Origin of the sequence: Streptomyces sp. NPDC006326 (assembly GCF_040612915.1) — a bacterium.
Lineage (GTDB): Bacteria > Actinomycetota > Actinomycetes > Streptomycetales > Streptomycetaceae > Streptomyces.
In genome coordinates this window covers 17,652-34,080 of record NZ_JBEXRC010000058.1, presented here as the reverse complement: position 1 = coordinate 34,080, position 16,429 = coordinate 17,652, and the positions used below count along the sequence as shown (strand labels likewise).

The following is a 16,429-nucleotide window of genomic DNA, read 5'->3' as shown; positions in this document are numbered from 1 at the left end:
GGTACGCGTTCGGACGCGGGCGCGGCGGGGCGTGCTCATCCCCCCGACCGTACACAGGCGATCTTCAGTTCTGTGGCAGGCGGAGGCTGTCGGACGCTGCCGTCGGCCCTTCGGGCAGGGGGAAGCGGACATGGACGGTCAGTCCGCCCACCGGACCGGGATTGGCCTCGGCCGCCAGCCGCGCGCCGTGGGCCCGCGCGATCGAGGCGACGATCGACAGGCCCAGCCCGGCCCCCTCACCTGCGGTGTGCCGCCGCTCGGCGCTGCGCCGGAACGGCTCCAGCAGCCGCGGCACATCGGCCGGATCGATCACCGGCCCGGTGTTCGACACGGTCAGCACCCCGTCGGCGGAGGTCGACAGCTCCAGCCGGCCGCCCGGGCGGTTGTGCCGTACGGCATTGGCCAGCAGGTTGCGCACCAGGTGGCCCAGGAGCGTTGCGTCCCCGGCCACGGTCAGCGGCGCGAGGTCCCGTACGACCGCCAGGTCCCGTACGACCGCCAGGTCCCGGGCTGCGTCGGCCGGGGCGGGGTCCGGTCCCGCCGGAGGGCCCGGTCTCGCCGGGGGGAGCTCCGCCGCGGCGAGCTCCGTGGCGGCCAGGGCCGCCAGGTCCACCGGCCGGGTGCGCTCCAAGCCCTCCTCCGAGACCGCGAGCAGCAGCAGCGACTCGATGAGGTGCTCACTGGAGTCCGCGACCCCGATCAGGCGGCTGCGGATCCGGGCCACCTTCTCCGGCGGCGGGTCCCCGGCGAGCCCGATCTCGGCGGCGGCCCGCTGGACGGCGAGCGGGGTGCGCAGCTCGTGGGCGGCGTTGGCGGCGAACCGGCGCTGCGCGCCGACCAGGTCCTCCATCCGGTCGAGCATCCCGTCGAAGGTGTCGGCCAGCCGCTTGAGCTCGCCGGGCGGGGCCTTCAGGCTGATCCGCTCGTGCAGGTTCTCGCCGGACAGGCGGCGTGCGGTCTCGGTGATCACGCCGAGGGGGCGCAGGACGCGGCCCGCCATCCACCAGGCCAGCCAGATCGAGAGGACGGCGAAGACGGCGAGGGCGATGAGGGAGACGGTGAGCAGCTCGTGGAGGGTGGCCCGTTCGACGGCGGTGGAGAGGTTGCGGGTGACGGCCCACTGGGTGAGCTGCTCGGGGGGGGTGGCGCCCGGCGGGAGGCGCTGGGCGGGGACCGGCAGCGCCTGGCCCTGCACCGGGGCCCGTTCGAAGGCGCTCGCGGGGACTGCGGTGGTGACGGCGCCGCTGATGCGGGTGTGGAGGCCGCCGCGCAGCAGGACGTTGATCAGCGCGATCAGTCCGCCGCCGGCGAGGACGAGCAGGGAGCCGTAGAGCGCGGTGAGACGGGCGCGCTCGGAGTGGAGCACTGCTCTCATCGGGGATCGGCGATCCGGTAACCGGCGCCGGGCACCGTCTCGATCAGCGGCGGCTCGCCCAGCTTCGCGCGCAGCTTGCTGAGGGTGACCCGTACGGCATTGGTCCGGTAGGAGGTGTCCTCCTCCCACACCTGCTCGATCAGGTCGTCATGGCCGACCACGGCCCCCTCGGCCCGCAGCAGCGCCTCCAGGACCGCGAACTCCTTGCGGGAGAGCGCCAGCCGGTGCCCGTCGCGGGTCGCGGTGCGACGGGCCGTGTCGACCGCGATCCCGGCGCGCTCCAGTACGGGCGGCAGGGCCGGCCGGGTACGCCGCCCGAGCGCCAGCACCCGGGCCAGCAGCTCGTCGTAGGCGAAGGGCTTGGTGAGGTAGTCGTCCGCGCCGAGGCCCAGGCCCTCGACCCGGTCCCGTACGGTCCCCGAGGCGGTCAGCATCAGCACCCGCGTCAGCAGCCGCTCGCGCACCACCTGACGGCATACCTCGTCCCCGTGCAGGCCGGGCAGATCGCGGTCGAGGACCAGGACGTCGTACTCGCCGAGGCGCAGCCGCCGCAGCGCCTCCAGGCCGTCGCCGGCCTCGTCGACGGCCAGCGCGTCCCGGCGCAGCCCGTCGGCGATCATCTCCCGGAGGAATTCCTCGTCCTCCACCACCAGCACTCGCATGCCGTCCTCTTTACCCGAGGCGGACCTTTCGGCGTTGTAAGCAAGATCGGTGAGAGAAGCGAAACCCCGTTTCACCGCAAGCTCGGCCGTATGCAGCAGACCAAGAAGACGACCATGACCATGGCCGCGGCCGCGGTGCTCACCGGCCTGACCCTCTTCACCGCGGCGTGCACGGGCGGCGCCGGCTCCTCGGACGGCACGTCCGCCGGGTCCGACGGGAAGAAGGACGGCTCCGCGGGCAATGCCGGCGGCGGCAGCGGCAGCGGCACCACCGGCCAGGACGCCGACAAGGCGCTCAAGGTGCGCAAGTGCCTGCGCGAGCACGGCATCGACGCCCCCGACCCGCAGCCCGGCCAGGATCCGCGCGGGCTGACGCTGGGCTCGGGCAGCGAGGACCCGGAGGCCGTGAAGAAGGCCTTCGAGGCGTGCGGAATGCAGGCTCCCGGCTCGGGCGAGATGCCGCAGGCCGACAAGGACAAGGCCCTGAAGTGGGCCGCGTGCATGCGGGACAACGGCGTGAACGTCCCGGACCCGCAGTTCAAGGGGAACGCGATGAGCGGCATCCAGATCCCCAAGGGGCAGGAGAAGGCCTTCGAGGAGGCCCGGAAGAAGTGCGACACCGCCGCGTGAAGCGGCGCGGCAAGTGGCTGCTCGGCTCGCTGGCCGTCGTCCTCGCCGTCTCGGGCGGCGGGTACGCGGTCACGGCCCAGCCGCGGTCGGATTCCGGCCGGGCGAAGGACCGGCAGGCGGACGGGCTGCCCCGGCAGACGGCACCGGTCCGGCGCGGCGACCTCAGCTCGGGCCTCACGGTGGAGGGCACCCTCGGCTACGCCCGGGAGCGCAAGCTCGGCGCGGGCGGCCCCGGGGTCCTGACCTGGGTGGCGGGGGCGGGCTCCGCGATCGAACGGGACGGGCGGCTGTACGAGGTCAACGGCAGGCCGGTGCGGCTGATGTACGGGACGACGCCCGTGTACCGGCAGATGAAGACCGGGGACAAGGGAGAGGACGTCAGGCAGCTCAAGCGGAACCTGGTGGCTCTCGGGTACGGAACCGGGCTCGACCCGGAGGACGCCACCTTCACCGCGGGCACCGCCACGGCCGTCACACGCTGGCAGAAGGCGCACAAGGCGGCCGAGACCGGCGAGGTCGGCAAGGCCGACATCGCCTTCGCCTCGGGCCCGCAGCGGGTGCAGCGCAACGACACGGCCGTCGGCGACGAGCCGGCGCCGGGCAAACCGGTGCTGACGCTGACCGGGACCGAGCGCATGGTCCGCTTCCAGCTGGACACGGCGAAGGCCGGCTCCGCCAAGGCGGGCGACCCGGTGACCGTGAACCTGCCGGGCGGCGGGACCGCCACCGGCAGGATCGAGTCGGTGGGCAGCACCGCGAACCCGGAGGGCGACGGCCAGGGCTCCGGTGGCGGCCCGGGCGGTGGCGGTGGCGGTGGCGACGGGAAGCCGAAGGTGCAGGTGGAGGTCGTCCTCGACGACGCCGCCGGGATCAAGGGCCCCGACCAGTCCCCGGTGTCGGTCCGGCTGACCGGCGAAACCCGCACGAACGTGCTCTCCGTACCCGTGGGCGCCCTCCTCGCCCTCGCGGGCGGCGGTTTCGGCGTGCAGGTCGTCGAGAACGGTGCCGCACGCGAGGTCCCGGTCGAGCTCGGCATGTTCGGACAGGGCCGGGTCGAGGTCAAGGGCGACGCCCTGAAGGAGGGCATGCAGGTGGGGGTGCCGTCGATATGACACCACGTGAACACGCGCCCGCGGTCGTGGAGCTGGCCGGCGTCACCAAGGAGTACGCGGGCGGGGTCAAAGCCCTCCGCGGGGTGGATCTGACCGTCCTGGACGGGGAACTCCTCGCCATCGTCGGCCCGTCGGGATCGGGGAAGTCCACCCTGCTCCACATCGTCGGCACGCTCGACCGGCCGAGCGCCGGCCGGGTGTCCATCGCCGGGCACGACATCGGCAAGCTGTCGGACCGCGCCCTGTCGGCCCTGCGGTCACGGCACGTCGGCTTCGTCTTCCAGTCCTTCCACCTCGTACCGGGGCTCAGCGCGCAGGCGAACGTCGCGGAGGGGCTGTTGTACTGCGGCCTCTCGCGGGCCGAGCGCGGCCGGCGGGCGGCCCGGGCGCTGGAGCGGGTGGGCCTCGGCGACCGCATGGAGCACCGTCCGCACGAGCTGTCCGGCGGCCAGAAGCAGCGCGTCGCGATCGCCCGGGCCGTGGCCGGGGAGCCGGACCTGCTGCTGGCCGACGAGCCGACGGGCGCGCTGGACACGGCGTCCGGGGAATCCGTGATGGAGCTGCTGCACGAACTGAACCGGGACGGGGCCACCATCGCCGTGATCACCCATGACAGCGAGATCGCGGCGAGCCTGCCGCGGCAGGTCCGGATCCGGGACGGCGAGGTCGTGGCGGACGTCCGGAACACGGCCGGTGCACGGTGAGGGGCGGTGCCGGGCGCTCCCGTCCGCGCCGGCCGGCCCCGCCGCGGCTCTCGCCCCGCGACGTCCTGCACGTGGGCTCGGCGGGACTGCGCTCGCGCCCGATGCGGGTGTTCCTGTCCGCGCTCGGGATCGCCATCGGCATCGCCACCATGATCGCCGTCGTAGGCATCTCCTCCTCCAGCCAGGCCCAACTCCTGCGGGAGCTCGACAAACTGGGCACGAACCTGCTGGTCGCGACCCCGGGCCAGTCGATGTTCGCGGGCCAGGACACCAGGCTGCCGAAGGAGGCCCCGGGCATGATCTCCCGTATCGCAGGGGTCGAATCGGTCGGTACGACCGGTGACGTCGCGGAATCCGTGCGCCGCTCGGAGAACATCCCGAAGGAGGAGACCGGCGGGATCGCGCTGAAGGCGGTCAAGGACGACCTGCTGGAGGTCCTGCGGGCGCGGGTGGGGGCGGGCAGCTGGCTGAACGCGGCCACCGCCCGCTACCCGGCGGTGGTCCTCGGCCACGTCTCGGCCGAGCGCCTCGGCATCACGCAGCCGGGCGGGCAGGTCTTCATCGGCGGCCGGTACTTCACGGTCGTCGGCATCCTGGACCCGGTCCCGCTGGCCCCGGAGATCGAACGCTCGGCGCTGATCGGCTGGGAGGCGGCGCAGCAGCTCCTCGGCTTCGACGGCCACCCCACCGCGGTGTACGAGCGCTCGGCGGACGACCGCGTCGAGGCGGTCCGCGGCCTGATCGCCCCGACGGCCAACCCGCAGTCGCCGAGCACGGTGTCGGTGACCGACCCGTCGGCGGCCCTGCAGGCGAAGGCCGCCACCGAGGGCGCCTTCAGCACCCTGCTGCTGGGGCTGGGCGGCATCGCGTTGCTGGTGGGCGGGGTCGGGGTGGCCAACACCATGATCATCTCGGTCCTGGAACGCCGCCACGAGATCGGCCTGCGCCGGTCGCTGGGCGCGACGAAGGGCCAGATCCGCATCCAGTTCGTCACGGAGTCCCTGCTGCTGTCCGGGCTCGGCGGCCTCGCCGGCATCGCCTTGGGCGCGGCGGCCACGGCGGTCTACGCCCGCGCGGGCGGCCTGCCCTGGGTGGTTCCGCTCTGGGCGGTGACGGGAGGCTTCGCCGCCACCCTCGCGATCGGCACCCTGGCCGGCCTCTACCCGGCCGCGCGCGCCTCCCGCCTGTCGCCGACGCTGGCGCTCCAGGCGGCGTGAGGGGGCATGCCCGGTCGGCGGGGGCACCCGGCCGACCGGGCACCCGGGGGGGCGCGGGGCTCGTCAGAGCCTGTGCACTCCGCGCCAGGTCCAGCCCGCTCCGGTGACCGTGTCCCGCAGGGGGTTCTTCATGTCCCGGGTGTCCAGGCTGAAACTCTCCACCTTGTGGCGGCGGCCGTCGGGCCCCTTCTCGAACGTCCACTCCTTGTGGACCGAGCGCATGGGCCCCCGCCCCCGCTCCCGTCCGACGGTCAGCCCGGGCGGGTTCCCCGCCCGGGTGACCGACCACTGCTCGTCCATGGCCCGTACCACCCGCTCCCCCGGGAGCATCCGCATCCAGATCTTGAGGGTCCGCTCCACCTGGCGGCGGGAGGCGCCACTGCCCGTGGCCGGCTCCAGGACCCGCCATTCCGCCAGCAGGTCGGAACCGGAAGCCCCCGCGTCGCGCACGCCGAACGGCACGCCCGTGCCGTTCAGCGCCAGCAGCGCGGTCCGCAGCTCCATGGTGGGGATCGGCGTGACACCGCTGTCGGGGTGGCGGGTGCCCATGTACTTGTCCCAGAGGCGGCCCATGGCTACCCCTCCTCCCCGGCGTCGGGGCGCACGCTGCGCACGAAGTCCCGGAAGTCCCCGACGACGCTGTCGTGCTGCGCGGTGGTGGCCGTCAGGGCCAGCCGGACCACGGCCCGCTTCTGCGGGTCCCGGGTGTCCGGCAGCGACAGGTACACCTGGGACTGCACGAGCTCGCGGCGCGTGTCCCCGGTGACCGCCGTGAAGGTCAGCCGCTGGGTCAGGGCGGGCGCGTCCTCGGAACCGGCCTCCCTGCGGTCAGCGACGACCACGGACCCGGCGATCACGCCCAGGCGCTGCGCCGACAGGTCGGCGAGCTCGGCGAGCGTCGCCGTCTGCGCCGGGAAGCCGCCGTCGACGGTGATGTTGGCGGCGAAGCCGGCGTCCGGCTGCGGGTGCACCGCCGCGAAGGCCACCCCGGGGTCGAAGCTTCCGGGGCGGGCCGGGAGCCAGCCCTCGGGCAGCCGGAACGCGATCGGCACCGGCAGTTCTACGGGCATGTGGCGCCTCCTTTACGCAAGGAAGTACATCAGTCGGCAGGACCGGCCGCCGACTCAGTCGAACCAGCCGGTGACGCCGTCCTTGACGGAGCCTGCGACGTCACCGACACCGTCGGCGAAATCGCCCACCGCGCCGGCCACGTCACCGGCGGCCTCGGACACCTTCTGGGGGTCGACGGTGATCTCCAGGCCGATCGCGCCGCCGACGATGGGCGAGGCGCCCGCCTTGCCGCCCAGCTTGTAGACGCCGGTCTCCGGGTCCTTCTTGTAGCCCCACCAGGCCTCCGCGCCGGGCCCGGCCCAGCCTTCGGCCGTCAGGCCCACGCCGATGCCGCCGACCTCGGTACCCCCGGCCACGCCGGCCTTGCCGCCGGCGAAGGCCTTGGCCCCGACGGTGACCTCGTCCTTGGTGACCTTGACGTTGCCGCCGACCTCGGCGCCGGCGAAGCCCTCGCCGCGCAGGTAGGCACTCCGGAGCCCGTGCTCCGCCCGGAGCTCGCCCATGGCCCGCAGGCCCACGGAGCCCTCGACCTTGGCCGCGGCGCCCTTCTCGTTGAAGCCCCAGTTGGCGGTGGCCCGGGCCCCGTCGTACACGTCGAACATCCCGGCCAGCCCCAGCGGTCCCCAGTCCCCCTCCTTCTGCCCGGTGACGTGCCAGAGGTCGCCGTAGGCCTTGATCGAGCCCTCTTTGCCGTACTTGGTGCCCGAGATCTTGAAGCCGGCGTCGGGGCCGGTGGCCGTGATGCCGTCGTCCTTCGCGGGCTCCTTCCTGTCGGGCTTGCCGGCCGTCGCCAGGTCGCCGGAGGCGTAGGCGTTGAACCCGTTGAGCTGTTCGTCGGCGCCCTTGCCGAAGTCCTTGTTGCTGTCGGTGACGGCGTGCCCGAGGGCGGTCTTGACGCTCTGGTCGACCTCGTCGAAGGCCTTCACCCGGTCGTCGATGTGGTGCTGCCACTTGGCGACGGCGTCGCTGATCGTCTTCTGGCCGTCGGGGTCGTGGTGCCAGGCGCTGCGCTCGCCGGGCGTGAGCTTGCCCCAGTCGAAGGCGACGTGCCCCTGCTCGGAGACGGTCATGCCGGCGGCGACCGCGTCGGCGCGGGCGCTCTCCAGCTTCTTGCGCAGGTCGGTGAACTTCTCGTGCGCCTCCCGCAGGAGGCTCGCGATGGCCTTGGCCTGGACCTGTGCGGCAGCGTACTCGTACCGGGTCGACGCGAACCGCACGTGCGCGGTCACGGCGCTGACACCGGTCCACGTCTCCCCGCCGAGGGTGATCTTCTGCACGGAATCGCCGTAGCGGGTCTCGACCTTGCCGAACTCGGCCGCCATCGAGTCCCATCTGCCGGCGGCCGTCGTCAGCAGGCCCAGGTCCGTGGTCATGACCTCGTGGTAGTTCAGCACCGCGGCTCCCCCTACACGCCGTTGAGCTTGGAGTCGGACGCCAGGAACTGGCTGCGTATGCCCGTGTCGTTGCCGGTGATGAGGTTGTGGGCGCCGCGCAGGGCGGTCTTCTCCGAGGCCAGACGGGCCATCAGGGACTTGACCTGCTGGTCCCAGGTGTCCGCCACCTTCTTCAGGCCGGCGGCCGTCTCCCAGCCCTCGAAGCCCTTCTGCGCGGTGCTGGTGGCGCTGTCCGCGTGCTCGGCGGCCTTCTTGGTGGCGGGCTCCAGCTCGGTCTCGATCGTGTTGGCGGCCGCCTTCTTCTGCGCCGGCGTCGAGGCGAAGTCCTTGGAGCCGGGCGCGGGGGCGGGTGCGGATCCGCCGGATCCGCCCGGGTCCATGGGCACGTGGTTCAACCGCATGCCCACCTGCTGGTCCTGACCGAATTCCGTCGGCACGTAGCGCCTCCCCCATCGTCGGACGTCGATCATATGACCGGTCCCGACGGCCTTCACCACCTCCCCACGCCGCTCTCACACCCCTCTCGCGCCGTCCAACTCCCGTACACCATCAGCCATATGGCGAACCGGCACGGTCGCCGAGGCCGTGTGGGCGCGGCAGCCGGTCCGGGCGGACGGGTGCCGTGCCGCGGGATCCCCCCGGCCCCCCTCCCCGTCGTACGCTGATCTGATGAGAACTCCTCGGCAGGCTGCGCGCATCGTCATCCTCTCCCCCGCCGGTTCCGTGTTCCTCTTCCGCGAGAACAACGTCGAGGTGGGCATCCACTGGCTGCCGCCCGGCGGGGGGATCGACCCCGGGGAGACCCCGGAGGAGTGCGTACGGCGGGAACTGCGCGAGGAGACGGGGTGGACCGACCTCGAACCGCAGCGGCTCCTGTGCACCTGGGAGCACGACTTCACGCACCAGGGCATCCCGGTCCGCCAGCACGAGCACATCTACGTCACCACCGGGCCCCACCGCGACCCGGTCCCGGAATCCCCCGACGCGCACTGGCGCTGGCTGACGCCCCGGGACCTCGCCGGGCTCGGCGAGCCCCTGTGGCCCCCGCGGCTCGCGGACCTGCTGGCCGACGGCGCCGCCGAGCCGGTCCACCTGGGCCTGGTGGGCAACGGCAACCAGGACAGGAACAGGCCTGGCCGGGGGCGCTGACCGGGGCTCAGCGCCGGTTGCCGGCGGGCGCTCCGGCGGAGGCCGCCGTGGCCTTCGCGTAGAGGGCGGCGGCGTACTCGCCCAGGATCGTGCTCGTCGAGACGTCGTCCGTGTCGCCGCCCGTCAGGATGCCGACGATCTTCCCGTCGCGGGCCAGCCACGCGCTGCCGCTGGTGCCGCCGGGGAAGTCGGCGCAGTCGAAGCGCTGCTGCGCCGGGGTCTCGCGGACCGAGACCGCCGTGCAGGTCCGGGAGACCTTGCGGTCCGCCGGATAGCCGGTGACGGTGATCTCCTCGTCGGAGCGGCCGGTGGTGTCGAGGACCGCCGCGCCCGTCACGTCCTCGATGGAGCGGCCGGTGGCGTCCGGGGCGAGCCGGGCGAAGGCGAGGTCGTAGTCGTCGTCCGTGTCGTCGGACCAGCGGGGGTCCTCGAAGACCTCCTCGACCTTCCAGGAGCCGTACGGGGTCGCGCCGTTCGCGTACGCGGGTGCGAAGACCGCACCCCCGTCGCCCGACTTTCCGGCGAGCAGGCAGTGCCCTGCGGTGACGATGAGGTTGCGGCCGGGGCTGTGCACCACGGTCGCCGTACAGAAGTGGTCGCCCTGCACGCTGCCCGAGAACAGGGCGCCGGTGAAGGCCGCCGGGCTGCCCGCCCTGGGCGTTCCGGTGGTCGAGAGTTGCGGTTGCTTTGCCGCTTGCGATCGCGACGAGGGGCTCGGAGAGGCGGTCGCGGGGGCGGCCGCCTTGGTGCGCGCCTCCGGGCGGCCCTCGGCGGCCGGCACCACCTTCGTCATGACAGCGGACGCGCCCAGCGCCGCCACCGCGCACAACACCCCGGTCACCAGGGTCCGCTTGTCCACCACAGTCGCCCCTCCAGCTTTGCTCTGGCGAAGCATGCCCTGGCGTCCCGTCGGCCGCAAGGGGCGGGGGTGCAGGACGCGGGCCGGGCCCGCGCGGCCGCCCTACGCGCCCGCCCAGAGGCCCTGCGCGGTCAGCCCCAGCAGGTCGATGGCGTTGCCGCGGACGATGCGCTCCACCACGTCCGGGGCCAGGTGGCCCATCTGGGCCTCGCCGACCTCGCGGGACTTCGGCCAGGTGGAGTCCGAGTGGGGGTAGTCCGTCTCGTACAGGACGTTGGCCACGCCGATCGCGTCCAGGTTCCGCAGCCCGAACGCGTCGTCGAAGAAGCAGCCGAAGACGTGCTCCGCGAAGAGCTCCGACGGCGGGCGCAGCACCTTCTCCGCGACGCCGCCCCAGCCGCGGTTCTCCTCCCACACCACGTCCGCGCGTTCGAGGATGTAGGGGATCCAGCCGATCTGGCCCTCGGCGTACATGATCCTCAGGTTCGGGAAGCGTTCGAACTTGCCGCTCATCAGCCAGTCGACCATCGAGAAGCAGCAGTTGGCGAAGGTGATGGTGGAGCCGACCGCGGGCGGGGCGTCCGCGGAGGTCGACGGCATCTTCGAGGAGGAGCCGATGTGCATGGCGATGACCGTGCCGGTCTCGTTGCACGCTTCCAGGAAGGGGTCCCACGCGTCGGTGTGGATGGACGGCAGTCCCAGATGGGGCGGTATCTCGGAGAACGCGACCGCGCGGACGCCCCGCGCCGCGTTGCGGCGGACCTCGGCGGCGGCTAGGCGGGCGTCCCACAGCGGGATCAGGGTGAGCGGGATGAGCCGGCCCTGCGCCTCGGGGCCGCACCACTCCTCCACCATCCAGTCGTTGTACGCCCGCACGCCGAGCAGCCCGAGCTCGCGGTCCTTGGCCTCGGTGAAGGTCTGGCCGCAGAACCGGGGGAAGGTGGGGAAGCAGAGCGCCGACTGGACGTGGTTGGCGTCCATGTCCGCGAGGCGGTCGGGAACCGAGAAGGAGCCCGGGCGCATCTGTTCGTACGTGATCACCTCAAGCCGGATCTCGTCGCGGTCGTAGCCGACGGCGGTGTCGAGGCGGGTCAGCGGCCGGTGGAGGTCCTCGTACACCCACCAGTCGCCGATCGGCCCGTCGTCGCCCTCGGCGCCCATCACGGGGGCGAACTTGCCGCCGAGGAAGGTCATTTCCTTCAGGGGGGCGCGGACGATCCGGGGGCCGGTGTCGCGGTACCTCGACGGGAGCCGGTCCCGCCAGACGTGAGGGGGCTCCACCGTGTGGTCGTCCACCGAGATGATCTTCGGGAAGGTCTCCATGGCTCCCACGGTAGCGTTGATCTGACGAACCGTCAGCTAGTTCGGAGGTGATCGGTCCGACACGGGCTGACGGGTACGAGCTAGACAGGGCAGACTGGCCCTTACACCGACGGAAGGCAGGGGGGACGACAGATGGACGGCATACCGGCCATCCCGCACCAGCGGAACCACCCCGAGACAGCCCGACGCCACCGCGCCGCCGCGCCGAGCACGCCTCCCTGGCCCGGGCCCGGCCCCGCTGCCGCCACGCCGGGGACGCCGGCCGGTGCCCGGCCGGACTCCCGCTCCCAGGCCCCCTCGCCCGCCGAGACCGCCGCGCCCGCCGCCCCCGCACCGGCGGCCCCGGCCGCCGGTTCCGCCGCCCCCGCCCCGGCCTCCTCCGAGGCGGGGGCCGTCCCCGCCACCGCGCCCGTGCCCGCCACCGCGCCCGTGCCCGCGAACGCCGCCGGTTCCCGCTTCGCCGTCCTCGGCCCCATCCGCGCCTGGCGCGGCAGCGAGGCCCTGCCCTCCGGAACCCCCCAGCAGCGCGCCCTGCTCGCCGTCCTGCTGCTGCGCGACGGGCGCACGGCCACCGCACCCGAGCTCATCGACGCCATCTGGGGCGAGGACCCGCCGCAGCAGGCGCTCGCCACCATCCGTACGTACGCCTCCCGCCTGCGCAAGGTCCTCGACCCCGGCATGCTCGTCACGGAGTCCGGGGGCTACGCCATCCACACCCCCACCGGCGCCCTCGACCTCGGCGTCGCCCGCAGCCTGGCCTCCGACGCCGAGCACGCCCGCGCCGCGGGCGACCGGGCGCTCGCCCGCACCCTGCTGGCCCGCGCCCTGGACCTGTGGGACGGGGAGCCCCTCGCCGGGGTGCCCGGCCCGCACGCCGAGACCGAGCGGACCCGGCTCGCCGAATGGCGCCTCCAGCTGCTGGAGACCCGCCTCGACCTCGACCTGGAGGTCGGACACCACGCCGAGGCCGTCTCCGAGCTCACCGCGCTGACCGCCGCCCACCCGCTGCGCGAACGGCTGCGCGAGCTGCTGATGCTCGCCCTGTACCGCAGCGGCCGGCAGGCCGAGGCCCTCGCCGTCTACGCCGACACCCGCCGCCTCCTCGCCGACGAGCTCGGCGTCGACCCCCGCCCCGAGCTCTCCGCGCTCCAGCAGCGCATCCTGCGGGCCGACGCCGAACTGGCCCGCGCGGAGGACTCCGCCCCGGCCGCCGCACCGACCCAGGTCCGGCCCGCGCAACTGCCCGCCACCGTCCCCGACTTCACCGGCCGCTCCAAGCTGGTCTCCGAGCTGGGCGACACCCTCGCCCAGGCCGACGGGCAGGTCATGGCCGTCTCCGCGCTCGCCGGGATCGGCGGCGTCGGCAAGACCACCCTCGCCGTCCACGTCGCGCACGCCGCCCGCCCGCACTTCCCCGACGGGCAGCTCTACGTCGACCTGCAGGGCACCGAGCCCCGCCCGGCCGAGCCCGTGGCCGTCCTCGGCTCCTTCCTGAGGGCGCTGGGCACCCCCGACACGGCCATCCCCGACACCGCCGCCGAGCGGGCCGCGCTCTACCGCTCCACGCTCGACGGCCGGCGCGTGCTGGTCCTGCTCGACAACGCCCGCGACGCCGCCCAGGTCCGGCCGCTGCTGCCGGGGACCGCGGGCTGCGCCGCCCTGGTCACCAGCCGGGTCCGGATGGCGGGACTCGCCGGGGCCCACCTCGTCGACCTCGACGTGATGAGCCCCGAGGAGGCCCTGCAGCTGTTCACCCGGATCGTCGGCGCGGAGCGGGTCGGCGCCGAGCGGCAGGCCGCCCTCGACGTGGTCGGGGCCTGCGGCTTCCTGCCGCTCGCCATCCGCATCGCCGCCTCCCGGCTGGCCGCCCGCCGCACCTGGACCGTGTCCGTGCTCGCCGCGAAGCTCGCCGACGAGCGCCGCCGCCTCGACGAGCTCCAGGCCGGCGACCTCGCCGTCAAGGCCACCTTCGAGCTGGGCTACGGCCAGCTGGAGCCCGCCCAGCAGCGTGCGTTCCGGCTGCTGGGGCTGGCCGACGGCCCCGACATCTCGCTCGCCGCGGCGGCCGCCGCCCTGGACCGGCCCGAGCACGACACCGAGGACCTGCTGGAGGCCCTGGTCGACTGCTCCCTGCTGGAGTCCGCCGCGCCCGGCCGCTACCGCTTCCACGACCTCGTACGCCTGTACGCGCGGGCGTGCGCGGAGCGCGACGAGCAGCCGCCGAGCGAGCGGGACGCCGCCCTGGACCGGCTGCTGGACTTCTACCTGGCGACCGCCTCCGCGGTGTACGCGGTGGAGCGCCCCGGCGACCGGCTCCCCGCGCACCTGTCCGCCACGCACTATCCGGGCCTGCGCTTCTCCGATTCGCGGGCCGCCCTGGACTGGCTGTACGCGGAGGCCGACCCGCTGCTGGCCTGCGTCCGGCAGGCCGCCGTACGCACGACCGGGCAGGCGGACGTACTGCGCCGGGCCGTGGACCTGCTGTGGGCGGCGAAGGACCTCGCCGAGTCGGGGGCCAACTCCAAGCAGTACGAGTCCGCCGCGGTGGCCCTGCGGGACGCGGCGCACGCCGCGAAGGACCCGCACGCCGAGGGCCGCGCCCGCACCACCCTCACCAACGTCCACCTGGTCGCCGGCCGTTTCACCGAGGCCGACGACGAGGCCAGCCGGGCCATGGTCCTCGCCCGCGAGGCCGGCGACCCGCTGCCGAGCTGCTGGGCGCCCAACGACCGCGGGATCATCGCCCTTTACCAGGGGCGCCACGCCGACGGCGAGCGGTACCTGCTGGAGGCCATCGCGAACTTCCGCGCCGACGCCAACCACATCGGGGAGGCCAGCGCGCTGTGCAACCTCTCCCGCATCCACGTGGAGCTGGGCCGGCTGTCCAGCGCCATAGAGCTCGCCGAACAGGGCATCGCCATATACGACCGCATGGGCCTGACCCTGCGCCTGGCCAACGGCCGCTACGCCCTGGGCATCGCCCTCACCGAGGCGGGCCGGCTCGCGGAGGCGCAGGAGCAGCTCACCGAGGCGCTGTCGCTGTTCCACGACAACCGGCAGCCGCTGTGGGAGGGCGTGACGCACTTCCGGCTGGCGGTGGCCCACCTGGCCGCGCAGCGGCCCACCCTGGCGGCCGCCCACGCCGAACAGGCCATCGCGCTGCGCGGGATCGGCGGGGAGTGGCGCCGGGCCACGGTGCTGACGGTCCTCGGCAAGGCGTTGCGGCGGCTGGGCCAGCGTGACCGGGCGCGGGTGTGCTGGCGGGACGCGGAGGCCGTCTTCGCGCAGCTGGGCTCGGCGGAACTGGCCGAGGTGCGCGCCCTGCTGGCGGCGGAAATCCCGGCCTGAGCAGGCGGACGGCCCGATGAACGAGGCATTCATCGTTCGTTTATCGCCGCCCGCCACCATGAGTACATCGACTCACCGCGTCGGGGGCGCGGGAGTCGGCTGGAGGACAACCCGTTCGGCGGTCCGCGGGGGAATCGCCGAACGGGCCCGACCCATCCATCAGGAGATCCGATGACGACGAACGAGAACACCCTGCCGAACGACGGCGACATCAAGCCGCTCGACAACCACGCGTCGGGCATCGAGATCAAGCCGCTCGACAGCCACGCGGGCAACGCCGACATCACGCCGATGGACAACCACGCCTCCGGCATCGAGATCAAGCCGCTCGACAACCACGCCTCGGACGAGGACATCGTGACGCTGGACAACCACGCGTCCGGCCCTCGCCCGTAAGACGTCCCACGGGGGATACGGGGGACAGGTCCCACGGGGGGTACGGGGGTACCGGGACCACAGGGGGGAAGGGGTGCCGACGCGGGTCACGGGGGAACCGCGCCGGCACCACGGGGGAGCACCACGGGGGAGCACAACGGGGGAGCACAACGGGGGAGCACAACGGGGAACGGCGGCCGCGGTGGCCCGGAGGGGGAGCCACCGCGGCCGCCGCATGCCCGCATGCGCGCACGCCCGCACGACTGCATGTCGCAGGTCCGCGGTTCCGCGGGGGCTTCCGCTCATTAGGCTGGGGGTGTGTTCACCTCCCAGGGGCCGACGCTCCGTGAGCTCGCCGTGCAGGCGCTCTCTTCCGTCGAGCGCGGCTACGACCTGCTCGCGCCCACCTTCGACCACACCCCCTTCCGCACCCCGGACCGCATCCTCGACGCCGTGGAGGAGACGCTCGCCCAGCACGAGGGGTCCTTCGGTGCGGGCCTGGACGTCTGCTGCGGCACCGGGGCGGGGATCGCGATGCTGCGGCGGCTGTGCCGCGGGCCGGTGACCGGGGTGGACCTGAGCGCGGGGATGCTGGCCGAGGCCGAGCGGGTGCATGCCGACACGCGGGTCCGCTTCGTACGGGCCGATGCGGGGGCGCTGCCGCCCGAGTTCGAGGACGCGTACGACCTGGCGGTCAGCTTCGGCGCCTTCGGGCACTTCCTGCCGGCCGAGCGGCCCGCCCTCTTCTCGGGGGTGTACCGGGTGCTGCGCCCGGGCGGGCTGTTCGCCTTCCCGATCGGGGCTCCGATCCGGCCCTCCTCACCGGTGTGGTGGGCGGTGGCCGGCTTCGACGCCGTGATGCGGGTGCGCAATGCGGTGTGGCGGCCGCCGTTCGTCATGTACTACCGGACCTTCCCGTTCAGCGGGGTGCGGGCCGATCTGCGGGCGGCCGGTTTCACGGTGGGGACGGTGCCGCTGGAGCACTTCGGCCGCCGAAACGACGGCTCCCCGCGCTGGCGGCTCGTACTGGCCCGCAAGGCGCCCGGGCCACTGCCGCCGCCGGGCCCCTCCCCCGTCTGAGGGAGGCGGCTCCCCCGCGCGGGGGATGTGACGGGGACCCGGGGGGGCGAGCCTGGGGTTGTCAGTCCAGCTCGCGCGGAACCGGAGGCCACCATGGCCGTGTCCAGCCCATTGCAGACGTCTGCCGACG

The 16,429-nt window shown here is 73.8% G+C and carries 16 protein-coding genes; 8 read left to right on the top strand and 8 right to left on the bottom strand.

Going from position 1 to position 16,429, the window contains the following annotated elements:
* Positions 1–64: 64 nt before the first annotated feature.
* Both ABZ128_RS31550 and ABZ128_RS31545 read right to left on the bottom strand, forming a co-directional pair.
* Positions 65–1,375, bottom strand: a complete 1,311-nt coding sequence (locus ABZ128_RS31550) for an ATP-binding protein (RefSeq protein ID WP_356852815.1) — start codon at positions 1,373–1,375, stop codon at positions 65–67.
* Complete coding sequence (locus ABZ128_RS31545) at positions 1,372–2,037, bottom strand: response regulator transcription factor (RefSeq protein WP_356852813.1); 666 nt, start codon at positions 2,035–2,037, stop codon at positions 1,372–1,374. The genes ABZ128_RS31550 and ABZ128_RS31545 overlap by 4 nt, the downstream gene beginning before the upstream one ends.
* Positions 2,038–2,127: 90 nt before the next feature.
* Between ABZ128_RS31545 and ABZ128_RS31540 the strand changes: the two genes are divergently transcribed.
* The 4 genes from ABZ128_RS31540 (at position 2,128) to ABZ128_RS31525 (ending at position 5,700) form a co-directional block, all read left to right on the top strand.
* Positions 2,128–2,667, top strand: a complete 540-nt coding sequence (locus ABZ128_RS31540; RefSeq protein WP_356852811.1) for a hypothetical protein — start codon at positions 2,128–2,130, stop codon at positions 2,665–2,667.
* Positions 2,649–3,779 (top strand): peptidoglycan-binding protein, encoded by a 1,131-nt coding sequence (locus tag ABZ128_RS31535; protein WP_356852809.1) that lies wholly within the window; start codon positions 2,649–2,651, stop codon positions 3,777–3,779. The genes ABZ128_RS31540 and ABZ128_RS31535 overlap by 19 nt, the downstream gene beginning before the upstream one ends.
* A complete protein-coding gene (locus ABZ128_RS31530; RefSeq protein ID WP_356852807.1) occupies positions 3,776–4,483 on the top strand; it encodes an ABC transporter ATP-binding protein in 708 nt (235 codons plus the stop codon). Before ABZ128_RS31535 ends, ABZ128_RS31530 begins: the two co-directional genes overlap by 4 nt.
* Before the next feature lie 101 nt (positions 4,484–4,584).
* Entirely contained in the window at positions 4,585–5,700 is a 1,116-nt protein-coding gene (locus ABZ128_RS31525) for an ABC transporter permease (protein WP_356852838.1), read from the top strand.
* 63 nt (positions 5,701–5,763) lie between these two features.
* On the opposite strand, the gene ABZ128_RS31520 is transcribed toward ABZ128_RS31525, so the two are convergent.
* The 4 genes from ABZ128_RS31520 to ABZ128_RS31505 are packed head-to-tail and all read right to left on the bottom strand — an operon-like array spanning position 5,764 to position 8,545.
* Positions 5,764–6,273, bottom strand: coding sequence for a hypothetical protein (locus tag ABZ128_RS31520; protein ID WP_356852805.1), 510 nt, complete (start codon positions 6,271–6,273; stop codon positions 5,764–5,766).
* Between the two features lie 2 nt (positions 6,274–6,275).
* Positions 6,276–6,770 carry a hypothetical protein gene (locus ABZ128_RS31515; RefSeq protein WP_356852804.1) on the bottom strand — a complete coding sequence of 165 codons (495 nt, stop codon included), beginning with the start codon at positions 6,768–6,770 and terminating at the stop codon, positions 6,276–6,278.
* A 54-nt stretch (positions 6,771–6,824) separates the two neighbouring features.
* The gene (locus ABZ128_RS31510; protein WP_356852803.1) at positions 6,825–8,165 is read right to left on the bottom strand and encodes a hypothetical protein; all 1,341 of its coding nucleotides are present in this window, start codon (positions 8,163–8,165) and stop codon (positions 6,825–6,827) included.
* A gap of 11 nt (positions 8,166–8,176) precedes the next feature.
* A complete protein-coding gene (locus tag ABZ128_RS31505) occupies positions 8,177–8,545 on the bottom strand; it encodes a hypothetical protein (protein ID WP_356852836.1) in 369 nt (122 codons plus the stop codon).
* 289 nt (positions 8,546–8,834) lie between these two features.
* On the opposite strand from ABZ128_RS31505, the gene ABZ128_RS31500 reads away from it, so the two are divergent.
* The gene (locus ABZ128_RS31500) at positions 8,835–9,314 is read left to right on the top strand and encodes an NUDIX domain-containing protein (protein ID WP_356852801.1); all 480 of its coding nucleotides are present in this window, start codon (positions 8,835–8,837) and stop codon (positions 9,312–9,314) included.
* Between the two features lie 7 nt (positions 9,315–9,321).
* On the opposite strand, the gene ABZ128_RS31495 is transcribed toward ABZ128_RS31500, so the two are convergent.
* Positions 9,322–10,173, bottom strand: coding sequence for a trypsin-like serine protease (locus ABZ128_RS31495; RefSeq protein WP_356852799.1), 852 nt, complete (start codon positions 10,171–10,173; stop codon positions 9,322–9,324).
* A gap of 102 nt (positions 10,174–10,275) precedes the next feature.
* Positions 10,276–11,496, bottom strand: coding sequence for an amidohydrolase family protein (locus ABZ128_RS31490; protein WP_356852797.1), 1,221 nt, complete (start codon positions 11,494–11,496; stop codon positions 10,276–10,278).
* Positions 11,497–11,628: 132 nt separating this feature from the next.
* Between ABZ128_RS31490 and ABZ128_RS31485 the strand changes: the two genes are divergently transcribed.
* The 3 genes from ABZ128_RS31485 to ABZ128_RS31475 all read left to right on the top strand — a co-directional run bounded on the left by ABZ128_RS31485 (position 11,629) and on the right by ABZ128_RS31475 (position 16,299).
* Positions 11,629–14,844, top strand: a complete 3,216-nt coding sequence (locus ABZ128_RS31485; protein WP_356852796.1) for a BTAD domain-containing putative transcriptional regulator — start codon at positions 11,629–11,631, stop codon at positions 14,842–14,844.
* A 171-nt stretch (positions 14,845–15,015) separates the two neighbouring features.
* Positions 15,016–15,240 (top strand): hypothetical protein, encoded by a 225-nt coding sequence (locus ABZ128_RS31480; RefSeq protein WP_356852795.1) that lies wholly within the window; start codon positions 15,016–15,018, stop codon positions 15,238–15,240.
* 297 nt (positions 15,241–15,537) lie between these two features.
* Positions 15,538–16,299, top strand: a complete 762-nt coding sequence (locus tag ABZ128_RS31475) for a class I SAM-dependent methyltransferase (protein WP_356852793.1) — start codon at positions 15,538–15,540, stop codon at positions 16,297–16,299.
* Positions 16,300–16,429: the final 130 nt, after the last annotated feature.

Coding starts and splice junctions, on each gene's coding strand:
- ABZ128_RS31550 (WP_356852815.1), bottom strand. CDS start 1,375: ATGAGAGCAGTGCTCCACTCCGAGCGCGCCCGTCTCACCGCGCTCTAC.
- ABZ128_RS31545 (WP_356852813.1), bottom strand. CDS start 2,037: ATGCGAGTGCTGGTGGTGGAGGACGAGGAATTCCTCCGGGAGATGATC.
- ABZ128_RS31540 (WP_356852811.1), top strand. CDS start 2,128: ATGCAGCAGACCAAGAAGACGACCATGACCATGGCCGCGGCCGCGGTG.
- ABZ128_RS31530 (WP_356852807.1), top strand. CDS start 3,776: ATGACACCACGTGAACACGCGCCCGCGGTCGTGGAGCTGGCCGGCGTC.
- ABZ128_RS31525 (WP_356852838.1), top strand. CDS start 4,585: ATGCGGGTGTTCCTGTCCGCGCTCGGGATCGCCATCGGCATCGCCACC.
- ABZ128_RS31520 (WP_356852805.1), bottom strand. CDS start 6,273: ATGGGCCGCCTCTGGGACAAGTACATGGGCACCCGCCACCCCGACAGC.
- ABZ128_RS31515 (WP_356852804.1), bottom strand. CDS start 6,770: ATGCCCGTAGAACTGCCGGTGCCGATCGCGTTCCGGCTGCCCGAGGGC.
- ABZ128_RS31505 (WP_356852836.1), bottom strand. CDS start 8,545: ATGGACCCGGGCGGATCCGGCGGATCCGCACCCGCCCCCGCGCCCGGC.
- ABZ128_RS31500 (WP_356852801.1), top strand. CDS start 8,835: ATGAGAACTCCTCGGCAGGCTGCGCGCATCGTCATCCTCTCCCCCGCC.
- ABZ128_RS31490 (WP_356852797.1), bottom strand. CDS start 11,496: ATGGAGACCTTCCCGAAGATCATCTCGGTGGACGACCACACGGTGGAG.
- ABZ128_RS31485 (WP_356852796.1), top strand. CDS start 11,629: ATGGACGGCATACCGGCCATCCCGCACCAGCGGAACCACCCCGAGACA.
- ABZ128_RS31480 (WP_356852795.1), top strand. CDS start 15,016: ATGACGACGAACGAGAACACCCTGCCGAACGACGGCGACATCAAGCCG.